The sequence below is a fragment of the Rheinheimera aquimaris genome (genome assembly GCF_020531985.1).
In the GTDB taxonomy this organism is placed as follows: domain Bacteria; phylum Pseudomonadota; class Gammaproteobacteria; order Enterobacterales; family Alteromonadaceae; genus Alishewanella; species Alishewanella aquimaris.
Genome location: NZ_JAJAVQ010000003.1, coordinates 602818 through 620460 on the forward strand (window position 1 = coordinate 602818; position 17643 = coordinate 620460).

The 17643-nt window shown below is 48.5% G+C and carries 17 protein-coding genes; 11 read left to right on the forward strand and 6 right to left on the reverse strand.

Annotated features, from left to right (window positions below; all coding sequences use genetic code 11):
- Nucleotides 1-116 precede the first annotated feature (116 nt).
- From LHL18_RS11980 to glnG, 3 genes are all read left to right on the forward strand, one after another.
- Complete coding sequence (locus tag LHL18_RS11980) at nt 117-635, forward strand: DUF4124 domain-containing protein (RefSeq protein WP_226767254.1); 519 nt, start codon at nt 117-119, stop codon at nt 633-635.
- A 78-nt stretch (nt 636-713) separates the two neighbouring features.
- The gene (gene glnL / locus LHL18_RS11985; RefSeq protein ID WP_226767255.1) at nt 714-1790 is read left to right on the forward strand and encodes a nitrogen regulation protein NR(II); all 1077 of its coding nucleotides are present in this window, start codon (nt 714-716) and stop codon (nt 1788-1790) included.
- A gap of 4 nt (nt 1791-1794) precedes the next feature.
- Nucleotides 1795-3204: a nitrogen regulation protein NR(I) gene (gene glnG / locus LHL18_RS11990; protein ID WP_226767256.1), complete on the forward strand. Its 1410-nt coding sequence runs from the start codon at nt 1795-1797 to the stop codon at nt 3202-3204.
- A 38-nt stretch (nt 3205-3242) separates the two neighbouring features.
- Here the strand turns inward: glnG and LHL18_RS11995 are convergent, their stop codons facing one another.
- Nucleotides 3243-3701, reverse strand: a complete 459-nt coding sequence (locus LHL18_RS11995) for a Spy/CpxP family protein refolding chaperone (RefSeq protein WP_226767257.1) — start codon at nt 3699-3701, stop codon at nt 3243-3245.
- A 137-nt stretch (nt 3702-3838) separates the two neighbouring features.
- Between LHL18_RS11995 and LHL18_RS12000 the strand changes: the two genes are divergently transcribed.
- The 5 genes from LHL18_RS12000 (at nt 3839) to LHL18_RS12020 (ending at nt 9367) form a co-directional block, all read left to right on the forward strand.
- On the forward strand, nt 3839-4534 hold the full coding sequence (locus LHL18_RS12000; protein ID WP_226767258.1) for a response regulator transcription factor: 696 nt from the start codon (nt 3839-3841) through the stop codon (nt 4532-4534).
- Entirely contained in the window at nt 4531-5895 is a 1365-nt protein-coding gene (locus LHL18_RS12005) for an ATP-binding protein (protein ID WP_226767259.1), read from the forward strand. The genes LHL18_RS12000 and LHL18_RS12005 overlap by 4 nt, the downstream gene beginning before the upstream one ends.
- A 31-nt stretch (nt 5896-5926) precedes the next feature.
- Complete coding sequence (locus tag LHL18_RS12010) at nt 5927-6940, forward strand: alpha/beta fold hydrolase (protein ID WP_226767260.1); 1014 nt, start codon at nt 5927-5929, stop codon at nt 6938-6940.
- A gap of 37 nt (nt 6941-6977) precedes the next feature.
- Complete coding sequence (gene trmL / locus LHL18_RS12015) at nt 6978-7445, forward strand: tRNA (uridine(34)/cytosine(34)/5-carboxymethylaminomethyluridine(34)-2'-O)-methyltransferase TrmL (RefSeq protein ID WP_134051949.1); 468 nt, start codon at nt 6978-6980, stop codon at nt 7443-7445.
- Nucleotides 7446-7528: 83 nt separating this feature from the next.
- Nucleotides 7529-9367 (forward strand): putative bifunctional diguanylate cyclase/phosphodiesterase, encoded by a 1839-nt coding sequence (locus LHL18_RS12020; protein ID WP_226767261.1) that lies wholly within the window; start codon nt 7529-7531, stop codon nt 9365-9367.
- Nucleotide 9368: 1 nt separating this feature from the next.
- On the opposite strand, the gene gpsA is transcribed toward LHL18_RS12020, so the two are convergent.
- From gpsA to LHL18_RS12040, 4 genes are read right to left on the reverse strand one after another with little or no spacing between them, the layout of a single operon-like run.
- Complete coding sequence (gene gpsA, locus LHL18_RS12025) at nt 9369-10376, reverse strand: NAD(P)H-dependent glycerol-3-phosphate dehydrogenase (RefSeq protein ID WP_226767262.1); 1008 nt, start codon at nt 10374-10376, stop codon at nt 9369-9371.
- 3 nt (nt 10377-10379) lie between these two features.
- Nucleotides 10380-10868, reverse strand: coding sequence for a protein-export chaperone SecB (secB, locus tag LHL18_RS12030; RefSeq protein WP_226767263.1), 489 nt, complete (start codon nt 10866-10868; stop codon nt 10380-10382).
- Nucleotides 10869-10883: 15 nt separating this feature from the next.
- The gene (gene grxC, locus LHL18_RS12035; protein ID WP_425542613.1) at nt 10884-11144 is read right to left on the reverse strand and encodes a glutaredoxin 3; all 261 of its coding nucleotides are present in this window, start codon (nt 11142-11144) and stop codon (nt 10884-10886) included.
- The gene (locus LHL18_RS12040; RefSeq protein WP_226767264.1) at nt 11144-11578 is read right to left on the reverse strand and encodes a rhodanese-like domain-containing protein; all 435 of its coding nucleotides are present in this window, start codon (nt 11576-11578) and stop codon (nt 11144-11146) included. Before LHL18_RS12040 ends, grxC begins: the two co-directional genes overlap by 1 nt.
- Nucleotides 11579-11747: 169 nt before the next feature.
- Here LHL18_RS12040 and gpmM point away from each other — a divergent pair, with 169 nt between their 5' ends.
- The 3 genes from gpmM (at nt 11748) to LHL18_RS12055 (ending at nt 15305) form a co-directional block, all read left to right on the forward strand.
- The gene (gpmM, locus tag LHL18_RS12045) at nt 11748-13292 is read left to right on the forward strand and encodes a 2,3-bisphosphoglycerate-independent phosphoglycerate mutase (protein ID WP_226767265.1); all 1545 of its coding nucleotides are present in this window, start codon (nt 11748-11750) and stop codon (nt 13290-13292) included.
- Between the two features lie 2 nt (nt 13293-13294).
- Nucleotides 13295-14440, forward strand: coding sequence for a murein hydrolase activator EnvC family protein (locus tag LHL18_RS12050; RefSeq protein ID WP_226767266.1), 1146 nt, complete (start codon nt 13295-13297; stop codon nt 14438-14440).
- An 88-nt stretch (nt 14441-14528) separates the two neighbouring features.
- Entirely contained in the window at nt 14529-15305 is a 777-nt protein-coding gene (locus LHL18_RS12055; protein ID WP_226767267.1) for a divergent polysaccharide deacetylase family protein, read from the forward strand.
- Between the two features lie 29 nt (nt 15306-15334).
- Here LHL18_RS12055 and LHL18_RS12060 read toward each other — a convergent pair whose 3' ends face one another.
- Nucleotides 15335-17557 carry a two-component system response regulator gene (locus LHL18_RS12060; RefSeq protein WP_226767268.1) on the reverse strand — a complete coding sequence of 741 codons (2223 nt, stop codon included), beginning with the start codon at nt 17555-17557 and terminating at the stop codon, nt 15335-15337.
- Nucleotides 17558-17643: the final 86 nt, after the last annotated feature.

A 17643-nucleotide genomic window follows, 5' to 3' on the forward strand; every position in this document is an offset into this window, starting at 1 on the left:
CCTGAATGAAAAAGCTCACTTCGGTGAGCTTTTTTTTTGTAGAAAAACAATACAAAGCAAGCTAGAGTAACCGTTCAGAACAACAGAATAATAATAAAAGACTAATGGATTAATACATGAATAAAGTGTTGTTTACTTTACTAATATTGTTTTCGGCCAGCATATTACAAGCGCAGGAAAACAAAAAAGTCTTCGTCACCCGGGACGCAAACGGCGTGTTGGTGTTTTCTGATAGCCCACAACCCGGCGCAGAAGAAGTGAACCTGTCAAGCCGGGCAAATATCATGGAAGCAACAGATCCAACGCTACCGTCCCGTAAACAACCCGCGAAAGAGCCATTCACCGTTGAAATTGCACAGCCTGAAGATCAAGGCACTGTCCGCGACAACACAGGCTCAGTATATGTGTCCGGTAAAATCAGTCCGATGTTCGAACGTGGTCTGCGGGTGCGTCTGTTGGTAGATGGTAAACCCCAGGCAGAACCGCAGAACAATGCAGTATTTATCTTGCGGGATATAGAACGTGGCGAACATAAACTACAGATGGAGCTTTTTGACCAAAGCGGCAAGCTTATTGCAACGAGTCCTGTAACGACCTTCTATTTACATAGAGCTTCGGTAATTTCACCAAATTAGTGCATACGCTATGCAATTCAGTCTGAGCTGAATTACACTGTTTTAGCTGCGCACCAGTTTGGTGCAAAGGATAAAACAGTGGCCAATACCGTGATAAGCACAGAACAATTACATATCCATATCAGTGAACATTTGACGACTGCGGTCATGCTGCTTGATGCGCAGCTGACCGTACGCTATTTCAATACTGCCTGCTGTGCTGTGCTCGGACTGGGAGAAAAGCGCCTCAGCGAGCAGTATTTTCCGGATCTGTTTTTGCACTGCGATATTACAGCGCAACACTTTACCAGCGCATTAAGCAGTAAACAGGGGTTTGGTGTCAGTGATGTACAGGCCGTGCTGGCTGATGGCCGTCATCTGTTGCTGGATATTTCAGTGACACTGTGCGAAACACCGGTTGAGCACCTGTTATTAGAGCTACGACAGGTAGATCAGCAGCGTAAGATCAGTCTTGAAAGCCTGCAACAGCATCAGCACTTGGCCGCGCGCGAGCTGATAAGAGGTCTGGCTCACGAAATAAAAAACCCGCTGGGTGGTTTGCGTGGTGCCGCACAATTACTGGAAGAGTCTTTACCTGAAGAGCTGACCGAGTATACCCAACTGATTATCGCTCAGGCGGATCGGCTAAGGAACCTGGTTGACCGTCTGCTCGGCCCCTATCGCCCGGCTCAGAGAACCCGTAGCAACCTGCACCAGATGATAGAACAGGTGCGTCAACTGGCTATTATGGATAATCCGGGACAAGTACAATTTAACCGCGACTACGATCCGAGCATACCTGATTTTGCATTCGATCCGGAGCTTTTAGAGCAAGCTCTGCTAAACATTGTACGTAATGCCCAGCAAGCGCTTGACCAAACCGACAACCCGGTTATCAGCCTGCAAAGCCGAGTACTGCATCAGCATACCCTGCATGGCAAACGCTATAAACTGGTTGCACTGATTAGGGTTATCGACAATGGCCCAGGCATACCTGCAGAGATAAAAGACACGCTGTTTTACCCTATGGTCAGTGGCAAAGCCGGTGGCACCGGTCTGGGGCTTTCCATTGCACAAACCCTTATCCATCAACATGGTGGCTGGATAGACTGCGACAGCTGGCCAGGCCACACCGAATTTACTTTATACCTGCCTATTGCAGACACTGAGGATTGAACTGATGAGTCATACTGTCTGGATTATTGATGACGACAATTCCATCCGTTGGGTTCTGGAAAAAGCCCTGGCCCGGGCGGATATTTTATGCGAGAGCTATGCATCTGCAGATTTGATGTTGCAGCGGCTGGAGTACGATCAACCTGCGGTGGTGGTATCAGATATCCGGATGCCGGGCACCGACGGTATGGCACTGCTGAGCAGACTGCAGGAGCTGGCGCCTGAACTGCCGGTTATCATTATGACTGCCCATTCCGATCTGGACAGTGCCGTCAATGCGTTCAAGCGTGGTGCCTTTGAATATTTGCCCAAACCCTTTGATGTCAATGACGCGGTTGCCTTGATTAGCCGCGCACTGGAACACGCGCTGGCGAGGCAACCCAAACATAAATCTGCTGCGCCGTCACTGTCGCCGGAAATCATTGGCGAAGCACCAGCGATGCAGGAAGTATTTCGCGCTATTGGCCGGCTGGCCCGATCCAGTATCAGCGTACTGATAAATGGTCAGTCAGGCACAGGTAAAGAGTTGGTTGCCGGCGCGCTGCATAAACACAGCCCGCGTGCGGAACACCCGTTTATTGCCTTAAACATGGCTGCGATACCTAAAGATTTGATTGAGTCAGAATTGTTCGGCCATGAAAAAGGCGCTTTTACCGGTGCCAACAACCTGCGCAAAGGCCGGTTTGAGCAAGCCGATGGCGGTACCCTGTTTCTTGATGAAATAGGTGATATGCCGCTTGATGTGCAGACACGCTTATTGCGCGTATTGGCCGATGGCCAGTTTTATCGTGTCGGCGGCCATCAGGCTATAGGCGTAGATGTAAGGATCATAGCTGCGACACATCAGAACCTGGAGCAACTGGTCAGCGAGGGTAAATTCCGTGAAGATTTATTCCACCGGCTGAATGTGATCAGAGTGCATCTGCCGCAATTGAAAGAACGTAAACAAGATATACCGAAACTGGCGCAGCATTTTTTACAATTGGCAGCGAAAGAGCTGAATGTTGAAGCAAAAATACTTACGAAAGAAGCCGAACAGTTCCTGACCCAGCTTGATTGGCCGGGCAATGTGCGCCAGCTGGAGAATACGTGCCGCTGGCTGACTGTAATGGCCAGTGGTAAACATATAGTGGTAACAGACTTACCACCCGAGCTGACCACTCCCCCGAAAAGCAGCTCTTCGTCTGTCAGTCAGAAAGATGGTAGCTGGCAGGATATGCTGGCGGGCTGGATCAGCCATAAACTTAACGCCGGCGAAGAAAATATTCTGGCAGAGGCAGGCCCGGAATTTGAGCGTACTGTATTGCAGCAGGCTTTGCATTTTACCCATGGCCATAAGCAGGAAGCCGCTAAGCGGCTTGGCTGGGGGCGTAATACCCTGACCCGTAAACTCAAAGAGTTAAATATAGAGTAGCGATAACGCCGCTACTCTATATTTGCCACCATGGCAATTTAAGAAGACTGCCGCTGTAACTTTTTCTGCTGCCAGTGCTGATGTTTTTCAGCCAGTTGCTGACGCTGTTCTTCAGTTAACACCTGTAATACCTGGTGTTGCAGCTTTAACATCGTCAGCCTTTTTTCCACGGCTCGCTGTTGTTGCTGTTCCAACAACTGTCTGGCAGCGCTCTCGTCAAACTGTTCAGCAATTAATAACGCCTGCAGCTGCAGATGGGCAGCGTTGTCACGCCCTTCGCGTTTAAACGCCTCACGCTGCTGTTGCATTAATTGTTTAATCTGCTCACGCTGGTTGTCAGTCAAATCCAGCCCAGCCAGCATGCGCTTCATTGGCAAATGTCGTTCATGATGAGCACCGTCATGTCTGGCGGCTCTATGTTCATGTGCCATAACGCTGCCTGAAAGGCTGCTTGCAGTAATGACACTCAGTGCGAAAATCAGTTTAGCTAGTTTCATCGGATATTCTCCTGTGTTGAGACAGCTTAAGCTTAAAACACCAAATGCAAAGCAACGCAAAGCCCGGGTAAAGATTCGGTAAAGGTGTATTGCACAACACTGACATTAGGTAAACTCTGCTTAAAGAAGGAGTGTTTATGCCTGCAATTCTGATGATCGATGATGATACCGGCCTGTGTGAGCTCGTTGCTGAGTATCTGGCACTGGATGGTTATGAGTTTACAGCAGCTCATGATGGCAAGCAGGGATTAGCACTGGCGCAGTCGGGAGACTATCAGCTTATCCTGCTGGACATTATGTTACCGGGTATGGATGGCCTTTCAGTACTTAAAGAGCTGCGCAGTGGCTGTTATTGCCCGGTTTTAATGCTGACAGCACGCGGCGATGATGTAGATCGCATAGTAGGTTTAGAGCTGGGTGCCGATGATTATCTGGCTAAACCCTTTAACCCACGCGAGCTGGTAGCCAGAATTAAAGCCATACTGCGCCGTGTTGAGCTAACCAGAACTCCGCAAACCGGGCAGAATACAGTGCTTTCAGTAAATGGGCTAGAGCTTAACCCGCATAACCGGCAGCTGCACTGCAACAGCCACCCCGTCAGCCTTACGGCTACTGAGTTTCAATTACTTGAGCAATTAATGCGCCGTGCTGGCGAAGTGGTCACGAAAGACGAACTCAGCCGTGAAGTACTGGGGAAGCGGCTGCAGATGTATGACCGCAGTCTGGATATGCATGTCAGCAATATCCGCAAGAAAGTAGCCGCTTATTGTACCGATGAGAAAATTCAAACACTGCGTGGCAGTGGATACTTGTTTCTGACGGGAGATGTATGACCTGGCTGAGCAGATTAAACCCGTTTCATTATCTGGCCGGCCGTATCTTTCTATGGTTCTGGCTGGTGTTATTGATTGCAGTGTTTGGCACATTGGCTTTGTCGCGCGCGCTGGTTGAGCAAACGGAGATCCGCCGGTTACCTCATAGTATTATCCAGCAGTTGCAACAGCAAGTAGATCAATTTGCCAATAGTACAGACAGCCAGCAACTATTGGCCAGACTGCAGCAGGACAAGCCTGGCCGCTGGTTATTGGTTAATGCCGACACCAATACTGTATTAACTCCAGAGCTGTTGCCACGCGATTTTGATCAGCACTGGTTAACCGAGCTGTCTCAGCTGTCACGCGCGCGCTGGTTAAAACACCATAATATGTCGCTGGCCGGTCCTTTTGTCTTACGACTGGGCAATGAGACTCTGGCGCTGTACCAGAAAAGGCAGCGTCCCCCCCAGCCCTGGTGGCGGCTGAGCGAAATGCCACAGCATGTGCTGCTAGGCCTTACTTTACTTGTTTCCGCTGTTGCCAGTTTTATACTGGCAGTGTCTATATCCCGCCCGCTGCGTGAACTGTTGCAGCGTAACCTGCAATTTGCCGACGGAAAATTACAGAGCCGGGTCACGAATCTTAGCAAACGTCAGGATGAACTTGGTCAGCTCGGACGCAGCTTCAACACCATGGCTGAGCGGATAAGTGCATTGCTGACCAATCAGCAGCGCCTGCTACGCGATATTTCGCACGAACTGCGTTCGCCGCTGGCACGGGCGCAACTAGCACTTGGCCTGGCCGAGCGGCAACAAAACCTGGAGCAAGTACCGCGATTGAAGCAGGAACTGGACAGGCTGGATGCAATGCTGGACGAGCTTTTAACATTCAGTAAACTGGATGCAGGACAGTACCAACTGCATAAACAGCCCTTTGACCTGCCGGAGCTGTTAACAGAGATCATTGAAGTAAATCAGGTTGAGGCCGATGCCAGACAGCAAACAATAAATTTGCACACTTCGTCAGGCATCCAGATCTACGCTGATAGCCGCTTGCTGGCCAGAGCGGTCGAAAATGTCTTACGCAACGCGATAAAATACAGTCCCGCAGCGAGCATGATTAATATCAGCCTGTTGCAACAAGCGAACCAGTTAGTGCTCACTATCAGGGACCAGGGCCCGGGTATTGCGCCTGAGCAACTGGACGCGGTCTTCGAACCTTTTTACCGGGTATCAAGCAGCCGCAACAGCAATACCGGCGGAACTGGTCTTGGGCTTGCAATCGTAGCTCAGATAGTACGCCAACACGGAGGACAGGTTCGGGCAGAAAACAGCCCGCAAGGTGGGCTTTGTATCACTATGCACTTACCGGTAAAATAACTGCTTTATTGATAACTGTACAGAGTGTATTTTGCCCGCGACCACCGCCGACTTTCCTATAATAGAACCGCTTAACCAGGCTGCGGAGTTAGCCGCTAACTGGTTAACTCAGCTAAAGCCATTTTGGCAGAACATGCAGTCAGGTGTATTAACCAGCACTGACAATATTGCCTTGCACTACGTATACCAAAGGGTTGAAGGCGCCTCACATGCCGTTGTTATCAGTAGTGGCAGAATGGAAATGGCCATCAAATACGCCGAACTGAGCTTTGAACTGGTGCAGGCGGGTTATAGCGTATTCCTGCTGGATCATCGTGGTCAGGGCCTATCACAGCGTGAGCTGACTAACCCTCACAAAGGGTATATCCAGGACTTTAGCTTGTACGAACAGGACATAGCGCAGTTTGTGCAGCAAATTGTGCTGCCAACCGGCCATCAAAGCCACATCGCGCTGGGGCACTCTATGGGCTGCGCCATTCTGGCTGGTTATCTGCATAAGCCTAACCCTTTTAGAGCAGCTATTTTAGCGTCACCTATGTTCGGTATCTATACAGGATTGGTGCCAGCCAGTGTGGCAGAAGCAATAGCGCTGGGGTTTGGTGCAATCAATCAAAGGTTGAGCAAAACCCCGTGGTATTTCCCCGGCCAAGGAAATTACCGGGAGAAAGACTTCGTCAATAACCCTCTGACTAGCTGCATACAACGATACCAGTGGCTGAATCAGCTTTACCGCGAATATCCGGAAGCTCAGCTGGGTGGTGTGACGGCTCACTGGGTCAAGGCAGCCATTTATGCTATGCGCAGATTGCAGCAAAACGCTGCCAAATGGCACACGCCGGTTTTGCTGCTGCAGGCAGCAAGCGATAAAGTGGTCAGTAACCACGCGCAAAATAACTGGTTCCAGCAGCTTCCTGCTTCAGTGCCGCATCAACAGCTTGTGCTGCAAGGTGCCAGACATGAAATTTTCATGGAGCAAGATAGCATTAGACAGCAAGCTATCAGCGCGATGAATAATTTCCTCGCTCAGCTGCCGCCCACTCAATGATTTGTTACACTTGACGGCTGTCTAAACGGAGTAACCTATGCTGCATATCGTGCTGTTTGAACCTGAAATTCCACCCAATACCGGTAATATTATTCGCCTGTGTGCAAACACCGGTTATATGTTGCACCTTATCGAACCGTTGGGGTTTGCCTGGGACGATAAGCGGATAAAAAGGGCCGGCCTTGATTATCATGAGTTCGCTCAGGTACAGCGTCATGCCGGTTTCTCTGATTTTATCTCGGCTGTTAAGCCTGCGAGGATGTTTGCCTGCACGACTAAAGGCAAAACACGACACAGTGATGTAAATTACCAAACGGGTGATGCCCTGATATTTGGGCCGGAAAGTCGCGGTTTACCGGGCGATGTCCTGCAGCAATTGCCTGTAGAGCATTGGCTGAGAATTCCTATGACCGCTAACAGCCGTTCCATGAACTTATCCAATGCTGTTGCTGTATTTGTTTATGAGTCCTGGCGTCAACTGGATTACAGCGGAGCAAGGAGCTAAAAAGTGTACTCCCGGTTGCATAAAAGTTCTACATGCAACTATATTTAGTAGCGTCAAGCTTGATTACAAGGATGTTAATAATTATGCGCCCGTTAAGCTGGTTGCTGATGGCCGGGTTAATCCTTGCTGTACCGGTTTATGCCAGTACAGCAGAGCTGTTATGGACCTCTGGGTTCCCGTTAGTTTGTTTACTGCTGTTAGTGGTAGCATTGACAATATATAGCCGAAAACTGCAGCGCAGTAATGCGTTGCTGCTGAGCGAACAGCAAACTCTGCAACATTTTCTGCAGCAGTCTGACGATGTGATCGCGATCCTCAACAGTGAACGTCAGGCTGTTTATCTGAATCCCCAGCTATCCGATAAACTGACAGATATAAAACAGCTTCCTCTTTTCCTTGACAGACAATGTACCCAGTTATTACTGCCGAAACTGGAGCTGGAGCAGAACTGGCAGGGGGAAGCCTGGCTAAAAGCGTCTGATGGCGCCAGTATACCGCTGTCACTTGCCATAACCCGACAGCAACAAGATAAACAAAGCTATTTGCTTATAGGCAGAGATATCAGTAAATGGCAGTTACTGCAGCAGCAAACCGAACACGGCTCTATGCGTGATCAGCAAACTGGCTTACAAAGCCAGGCTTTGTTAACTGAGCATCTGCAGACCTGCATAGATTTCAGTAATGAGCACCAACCGCGTTTTGCTTTGTTGCTGTTAAAGTTCAGCAAGTTATTAACCTCGCAAAGTGATAAACCGGCAGAGTCATTGCACAACCTGCTACAGCCGCTGAGCGAACAGCTCAAACTGATGACGAATAATAGCTATATTCTGGGCCGTTGTGGTATTGATATTTTCGCCGTAATAGTACCGCCGCATTTATGCAACCAACGCCAGCCTGAAATTAACCTGAACCGCCTTGGCTATCAGTTGTTGTCACTGACAGACAGAATACCCACTGCCAGCAATAAAAAGACTTTTCAAACCACGGTTGGGATCAGCATTTATCCAGCTGATGGTAAAAGCCCTGCCGAGCTAATGCTGGCTGCACAAAACGCGCTGCAATATGCTGCGCGTATGGGCCACAACGGCTTACAATTTGCCGATATCAGTATTCAGCAAAGAGCCCCTGAATATCTTGCTCTTGAAACAGAATTACAAAAGGCACTGCTACAAGGTGAGTTTGACGTGTATTATCAGCCAAGAGTAAGCATCGCAAGTAATCGCGTTATCGGTTACGAAGCACTGCTGCGCTGGCATAGCCCCAAGCGGGGCACATTGATGCCACAGCATTTTATCAGCGTTGCAGATGACACCGGGCTTAGCGTCCAGTTAGACAAACTGGTATTTAAGAAGTGTTGCGACCAGTTACAGTATTGGCAGCAAACAGGAATGAACCGGGGCCGTATCTCTCTAAATGTCGCCATAGAGAGTTTTAGACAGAACGACTTTGTCGAGCAGTTAGCTAAGCAGCTGACCAATTCCGGCATTAATGCTGATCAGTTTGAACTGGAGTTACATGAAGATATCCTGCTGCAAGCTGACTCATCAACCGAGAAAAAGCTGCTGCAACTTACCACTTTAGGCTTTCATCTGACTCTGGATAATTTTGGTACGGGGGTGTCATCGTTGTCGGCACTACAGCACTTTCCATTACATGGTCTGAAAATAGCACCCGCTTTTGTCAAAGATATGGAACACAACGAACAACAGCGTAACATTACGGCCAGCCTAATCAGGCTGGCGTCGTACTTACAACTGGATGTTATTGCATCAGGCATTGAAAACGAAATGCAGGCTTACTTACTTCATGTAATGGGGTGTGACATTCTGCAGGGACACATGTTCAGTAAAGCATTACCTGCCGCAGAAATTCCAGCACTTCTTGCCAGAGAAAACAAGCTGTTACGCAAAGAGGTAGGCTAAATCAGCTTACCTCATCTCGTTTTTCACGACCCAGCAAGTCCAGAGCTGCCAATTTAACATCTTTCCCCTGATACAGAACCTGGTAAATCTGTTCAGTTATTGGCATCTCTACGCCGACACGTTGCGCCAGGTTGTACACTTCTTTGGCGTTACGATATCCTTCTACGACCTGACCAATGCTCTCCATTGCTGCGTCGACAGCTTTCCCCTGCCCCAACAGCAAACCAAAGCGCCTGTTGCGTGACTGGTTGTCGGTACACGTCAGTACAAGATCGCCAAGCCCCGCCATGCCCATGAAAGTGTCTTTTTTAGCGCCCATTGCACAGCCAAGCCGGCACATCTCCGTTAAACCTCGCGTGATCAATGCCGTCCGCGCATTCGCTCCAAAGCCAATACCATCAGCCATACCAGCACCTATTGCAATCACATTCTTGACCGCTCCGCCAAGTTGAACACCAATAAAGTCGGGGTTGGTATATACACGGAAGCTTTTGGCACAATGCAGCAAGTCTGACAGCCGGCTAATAAACTCAGCGTCAGATGAAGATAGTGAAATGGCTGTCGGCATGCCAACCGCCATTTCTTTGGCAAAAGTAGGCCCGGAAAACACTGCCAGCGAAACATCATCACCGAGAATGTCGCGGGCAACATCCTGCAGTAAACGACCTGTTTCCGGCTCCAGCCCTTTTGTTGCCCAGGCTAAGCGGGCATCCGGTTGTAGCAAGGGCTTTATCTGCCGTAAGGTGTCGGCAAAGGCATGACTCGGTACAACCAACAGAATATCTCTGCTACTTGCAACGGCTTCGGCTAAATCGGCAGTTACCTGTAAGGTATCAGGTAGGCGGATATCCGGCAGATATTTCTGATTCAGGCGCTGCTGCGCCATCTGCGCCATATCCTCTTCGTTACGGCCCCACAAACTGATGGTGTTGCCGTTACGGGCCAGACAAATAGCAAGGGCGGTTCCGTAGGAGCCCGCCCCTAACACAGCAATAGCAGAAGGCTGCATTGATTAAGCGTCTGCTTTCACGCCCTGAGCTTCAGCCTGACGCTTCTGCACATACTGGGCAAATAAGGCATCAAAGTTAACCGGTGCCAGATTTAATTGCGGGAAAGTACCACGGTTAACCAGGTTAGATACTGCTTCGCGAGCATAAGGAAACAGTGTATTCGGGCAGAATGAGGCCAACATGTGTGCCATCTGCGCATCTTCCAGAGGCCCGATAGAAAATATACCAGCCTGCTGCACTTCACATAAAAACGCTGTCTCGCCTTCAACAGTGGTTGTTACCGTCAATGACAAGATAACCTGATATACATTTTCATCCAGCTTTTCACTGCGGGTATCTAAATCAAGCTTAACTTCCGGTTTCCATTCTTTGCGGAAAATTGCCGGAGCATTTGGCGCTTCAAAAGAAATGTCTTTAACAAAAATACGTTGAATGGCGAAATGTAAGCCCTGCTCTTCTGTTGCAACGCCGTTTGCTTGTTGTTCGGCCATGATAATTCCTAATGTTTAAAGGTTTAATAAAGGGTCAAGTTGTCCGCTTGCATCAAGTGCCATCATATCATCGCAGCCACCAATGTGGCGGGAATCAATAAATATCTGCGGAACTGTGCTCCGACCGCCGGCGCGTTCAATCATCTCAGGACGCAACTCTGGCTTCTCGTCAATCCTGATTTCCTGATAGCTGACACCCTTGTTGTCCAATACAGACTTAGCGCGAACACAATAAGGACAATATGCTTTGGTGTAAATAGTCACTTGCGACATCATTACCTCCTGGTTTTAACGACAGGCAGACTGGCTCCGGTCCAGCTTGCCATACCGCCCTGCAGTACAGAAACCGAACTAAACCCCTGCTTTAATAAACTGGCTGCCGCTTTTTGCGCCGTCATACCAGCCTGACATACCACGATAATGGGTTCGGCTTTCAGCTTTTCAAGCCCTGATAGCTGCTGTTTTTCAATATCTGCCATTTGCACATGACGGGCACCGGTAATATGGCCCTTACTGAAATCAGCTTCTGTACGAATATCAACCACTGTTGCATTCTGCCGGTTAACCAGCATGGTCAGTTCAGTTGGCGTGATCTGCCGGATAGGCGAGAACTTTGATTTCACCCAGCTGGCGATTAACAGCACAAATAACACTACCCAAACGGCACTTAAAATAGGATGGTTTGTTGCAAACTCTATATACTGCTGCATATTCACTCTGCTTATCACTGATAAATTTCCGCGCTGAGTATACTGAGTTTCATAACAGAAAGCAGCCCTGTGCTTGGCAGCTGTGAATATCAGGGCTGGAGAATTGCACAAATTTCGGTAAGATAGCTGTTTGCATTTTCCTCCTTCTCGCTTAAAACACGGAGCTCACATGACCAGTCGCAAAAAACCTTTGGTATTGTTAATTCTTGATGGCTGGGGCTACCGGGAAGAAAAAGATAATAATGCTATTGCTCAGGCCAATACGCCGGTAATGGACAGACTATGGCGCGACTATCCGCATACTCTGATCTCAGGCTCAGGCCTTGATGTGGGCTTGCCAGATGGCCAGATGGGCAATTCTGAGGTGGGTCATGTTAACCTGGGTTCAGGGCGCATCGTATATCAGGATTTTACCCGTATCACCAAAGCGATCGATGACGGTGACTTCTTTACCAATCCTGTACTCGTCAATGCAGTAGATAAAGCCAAACAACAACAAAAAGCGGTACACATTATGGGCCTGTTGTCGCCAGGCGGTGTACATAGCCATGAAGACCATATATTGGCCATGATCAAACTGGCAGAGCAGCAAGGCGCCAGCCCTATATACCTGCACGCTTTCCTCGATGGACGCGATACCCCACCGCGCAGCGCTAAAAATTCACTGGAAAAAATTCAGGCGCACTTTAAGCAAACAGGTAGCGGCCAGATAGCATCTGTTGTCGGCAGATACTATGCAATGGACCGGGATAAACGCTGGGACAGGGTGCAGCAGGCGTATGACTTGCTGACTGAGGGCAAAGCAGAATTCCATGCGCAAGATGCCCTGCAGGCACTTGAGATGGCATATCAGCGCGATGAAAACGATGAGTTTGTCAAAGCAACCTCCATTCTGTCTAATGACAATACACCTGTACAGATGCAGGATGGCGATGGGTTGATTTTTATGAATTTCCGGGCCGACAGAGCACGCCAGTTCAGCCGCGCTTTTGTTGACAGCGAGTTTAATGGCTTTACACGTCAGCATCGTCCGGCCCTTAGCAGTTTTGTTATGCTGACAGAATATGCGGCTGATATAAAAGCACCTTGTGCTTACCCGCCAGAGAGCCTGAACAACGTGTTGGGTGAATGGCTGGCAAAACATCACAAAACACAATTGCGTATCTCTGAGACCGAAAAATATGCCCATGTGACCTTTTTCTTCAGCGGCGGACGTGAGGAGCTGTTTGATGGCGAGCAACGAATTTTAATTGACTCGCCTAAGGTTGCTACCTACGACCTGCAGCCGGAAATGAGCTCGACAGAGCTGACTGACAAGTTAGTTAATGCTATACACAGCGCTGATTTTGATGTGATTATCTGTAACTACCCGAATGGTGACATGGTAGGCCACACCGGCGTGATGAGTGCAGCCATTAAAGCTGTCGAAGCCGTTGACCACTGTATTGGACGTGTTGTTGATGCATTACAGCAAGTTGGCGGAGAATGTCTTATCACCGCTGATCATGGCAATGCAGAGATGATGCTGGACACCGACTCCGGCCAGGCTCATACCGCCCATACCAGCGGCCCGGTACCCCTTATTTATATTGGCCGAAAGGCTAGTGTTACCGAAGGCGGTGTACTCAGTGATATTGCACCAACCATGCTTCACCTGATGGACATGCCTATCCCAACCGAGATGACCGGTAAAATTCTGATGCAGCCTAAATAACAATGCAGCTGTTGTTTTGTAAAAAACTGCAGCAGTCAGCATTATGCTTGCTGCTGCTCTGTGTATCTTCTGCCTCTGGTCAGCAACAGCAGGAACAGGAACTGGCAGAGCTAAAACAACAAATCCAGCTGACAGAACAACAAGTTAAGCAACAGCAGCAGCAGCTTGAGCAAGCAGAACAAAAACTGCAACGCTCTGACCGCGAACTGGCAGAAGCTTCAGCGGCAACCCGCGCTACTGAGCAGGAAAGACAACAGCTTGCTGCCAGAGAGCAGCAGTTATTGCAAGAGCAAACAACGCTGGAAAAAAGGCTACAACAGCAACAAAGTCTGCTGGCGTCACAACTTAAAAGCGCCTATAGCCTGGGGCAACACGATTACAGCAAAATGCTGCTGAACCAGCAAGACGCAGCAAAACTGGAACGGGTGCTAAGTTATTATCAGTACTTCAATCGGGCCAGATTACGTCAGCTTGCGGCGCTGAATCAAACCATTACCCAGTTACAACAAGTGCTTGGTGAGCTGACAGAAAAACAACAGCAACTGGCTGCGACTATACAAAAATTACAGCAGCAGCAGCAGTTGTTGGTTCAGGCAAAAGCCGAACAACAGCAAGCAGTAGCGCGGTTACAAGATACATTAAAACAGCAAGGCCGTCAGCTCGACTACCTGCGTCAGAACGAAGCAAGTTTACAAACTACGCTTGATAACCTGCGAAAACTGGCCGAGCAAGCCCGCGAACTGGGCGGCCTTGCTAAACAAAAAGGTCATTTGATTTGGCCTTTGAATGGCAGCCTGATGCAACGTTTCGGACAAAGCCGTCAGGGTGGCATATCATCACGCGGCATCTTAATTCAGGGTAGTGAAGGCGACGCAGTAAAAGCTATTGCGGATGGCCAGGTTATTTATGCTGATTGGCTTAAGGGCTATGGCTGGGTTATTGTACTGGATCATGGTGCAGGTTTTATGAGCCTGTATGGGCACAATCAAAACCTGCTTAAACAACCCGGAGCCCGCATCAACGCGGGGGAAACGATAGCATTAGCGGGTATGAGTGGTGGCCAGGCCTCTGCCGGACTGTATTTTGAAATCAGAGAAAAAGGCGAAGCCGTTAACCCCATGCAGTGGTTAATGCAGAACAAACGCTAAAAAGAACATCGGACACAAACGGTTGTGTTTATACTTTTAGCAACTGATTTACTCAGTGCTTAGCGCTATAAAAGAGAATAATAAAAACGTGCGAATAATACTTATACTAAGTCTGCTGCTAACAAGCGTTAATTTGCTGGCCAGTGAAGACAAACCACGTATCGCTATCATTATTGATGATATTGGTTACCAGAAATCAGACCTGAAACTTATTGACTTACCTTTTGCACTAACTTTTGCCGTGCTGCCACATACCCCCTATGGCCAGCGCGCTGCGCGCCATGCTTTTCAGTTGCGGCGCGATGTGATGTTACATATGCCAATGCAGGCCAGTAATGGTAAAGCACCCGGCCCAGGCGCTTTAACCGGTGACATGTCAAAACAACAGGTACAACAAACGCTACAACTCGCGTTGGCCGATATTCCTTATGCCATAGGCATCAATAACCATATGGGTAGCTTTTACACTGAGCAGGAAGAGCCTATGGCGTGGACAATGGAATACCTGAGTAAAAGGCATTTGTTTTTTGTTGATAGCTTAACCACAGCACATAGCAAAGCAGGCAAATATGCCAGGCAATTTGGTGTGACCAATCTGAGCCGCCAGGTGTTTTTGGATAACGAACAAACAGAAGCGGCAATGAGCAAACAGCTAGACACCTTGCTACGCATTGCGCGAAAACGCAAAGCCGCCATTGCCATAGCGCACCCCTATCCTGAAACCTATAAGTTTCTGCATAAGTACCTGCCTAAGTTGCAGCAACAGGGTATTGCTTTGGTAGGTATTACCGAGCTGCTGCCACAAAACCATGATGTTGTAGCTGCAGGTTTTACCGTCCCGGCAGTATCGGCTCCACAAGAATGAGACACACCCTGCCGGGTAAAGCTGATGCGTTATGCAGAAGCCTGTTGTAAATACTTTAACAGCTCTGCCTGCGGCATAGGTTTAGCGTACATAAAGCCCTGCACTTCGTCGCAGCCCATGGCTTTCACCGCCAACTCCTGCGCCTCATTTTCAACCCCTTCAGCGATGGTAGATAAGTGCAGGCGTTTCCCGAGGTTGATGATGGTTTCTGCTATTACTTCACCGGCGGCTTTATCAATATCACGTATAAATGCCCGATCAACTTTTATCCTGTCCAACGGCAATTGCTGCAGATAACTCAGAGAGGAGAAGCCAATACCAAAATCATCAATAGCAACCTTAATACCAAAGCTCTTCAGCTTATGCAGGGCTTCGATAACTATCTTCGGCTCATCCATTACAACAGATTCTGTAATTTCCAGCTCCAATAGTTGCGGGCTAATCTGATGTTGCCGCACACAATCAATCACTGATTGCACAAAACCATGATTCCTGAACTGTGGCATAGACACGTTAACCGCCACCCTTAAACCACTGAAGCCTTGTTTCTCTAATTTCTTAATCTGCAAGCAGGCCTGCTCCAGCACCCAGCTGCCAATTTCAACAATCAGGCCCGAATATTCAGCCAAGGGTATAAAAACTGCGGGCGAAACAAACTGTCCATTGCCAAGTGGCCAACGCAATAAGGCTTCCATACCGACGACCCGCTTGTCAGCCAGTGATATCTGAGGTTGATACCACAGCTCAAGCCGGTCATGAGAGAAGTCCTGTCTAAGCATGCGCAACATCGCAAGCCGCTCCGACATTTCATCTTCCATATCGGCTTTATAGTACTGGTAATTCTGGCTTAATTGCTTTTTCGCTTTATTAAGCGCGATGTAAACATGTTTAAGAATCGTCAGCCCCTGCTCCGCTGTGTCAGTCAGGCGACACAGACCAAAGGTTGCATTCACCTGCAACGCATGCTCGGAAGCATGAAATGGCTCTTCAAACACGGCTTGTAAGCGCTCTGGCGTCAGCTCGCTCTCCGGCCCCACCAAGCCAAAAACGTCAGCGCCAATGCGCCCCAACTGCGCCGATATGCCAAAATGCTCAATCAGACGCATGGTGACGGCGATCAGTAATTCATTGCCGACATCCTGCCCTAAGCCATCATTTACGTCAGAAAAGTGATCAATATCTATAAGTACCGCAACGTTATGATCGGCTTCGTAGCGTCGGGTATCCTGTAAGATCTGGATGAATTCGTTACGGTTCGGCGTTTTGGTTAACGGGTCGATATAGGCAGCATGCTTAAGCTGCTGAAATAATGTGACATTTTCATATCCGATTGAGATATTACTAAGAAATACCTCTATAAGTTGGCGGTCCAGCGCTTCTATTGGCCGGTTTGTTTCTATATAAACCGCTGCGCTATGCGTGTCATTACCCAGATACAGAACGGTATCCAAATCAGTGAACTGATGTTCTCTGGTATGCAAACACTGCGTGATCTGACTGACAATACGCTGATTGTCCAGTCTTTCTAACTGACATTTGATAAAAGGTGCATAGTGCCCAGCTGCACCAAGCACATAAATATTTTCACTGGCACTGCCATCGTCTTCTATCTGTGCACACAAAACGCCTTCCGCATGCAACCCGATTAGTGAAGAAATTTGTGTTACGACGCCTTCAGAAAACTCATGTAAGGAGTGTTGTTCGAGCAAGTTAGCGCCGGCATTAATAATTTTCTGTAAACCACGTCGGCTTTGGTTAATAGTGCGGATTTGCTGATAAGAACGTAAAGAAGCAATAATCGACGTGACCAGCTTACTGCGGGTCAGCTCAGTTTTAGTTTTGTAATCGTTGATGTCGTACTCTTTGATGACACTTTCTTCTGGCGCATATCCTGGCTGTCCCGTCCTCAGGACAATCCTCAGTTCATCCATACCGAGCTCATCACGGATTTGCTGTACTACTTTCAACCCTGCGTCATCAGACTCCATCACAACATCAAGCAGAACTAAGGCTGTTTGTGGATTTTGCCGCAAAAACTCTACCGCTTCTTTGCCTGAATATGCATGATGGAAAACTAATTGTTTTCCCATCACGGTCAGGTCATTAAGCGCCAGCTTAGTTACAGTATGGATCTCTTCATCGTCATCAACGATAAGCAGGTGCCATTCTCCAAGCGTGTTTTCCTTAGCGGGTCCTACTGGCTCGTCTTCTGCTAAAAACAGAAAATCCTCATCTGTTTCCTTTGACACCATCGCTCAGCCTTATTAAATGTTTCCGTTTAAATATACATGCTTAATATGTATAAGAGTAAGTTATAACAGATTTTATTTTGCGCAAA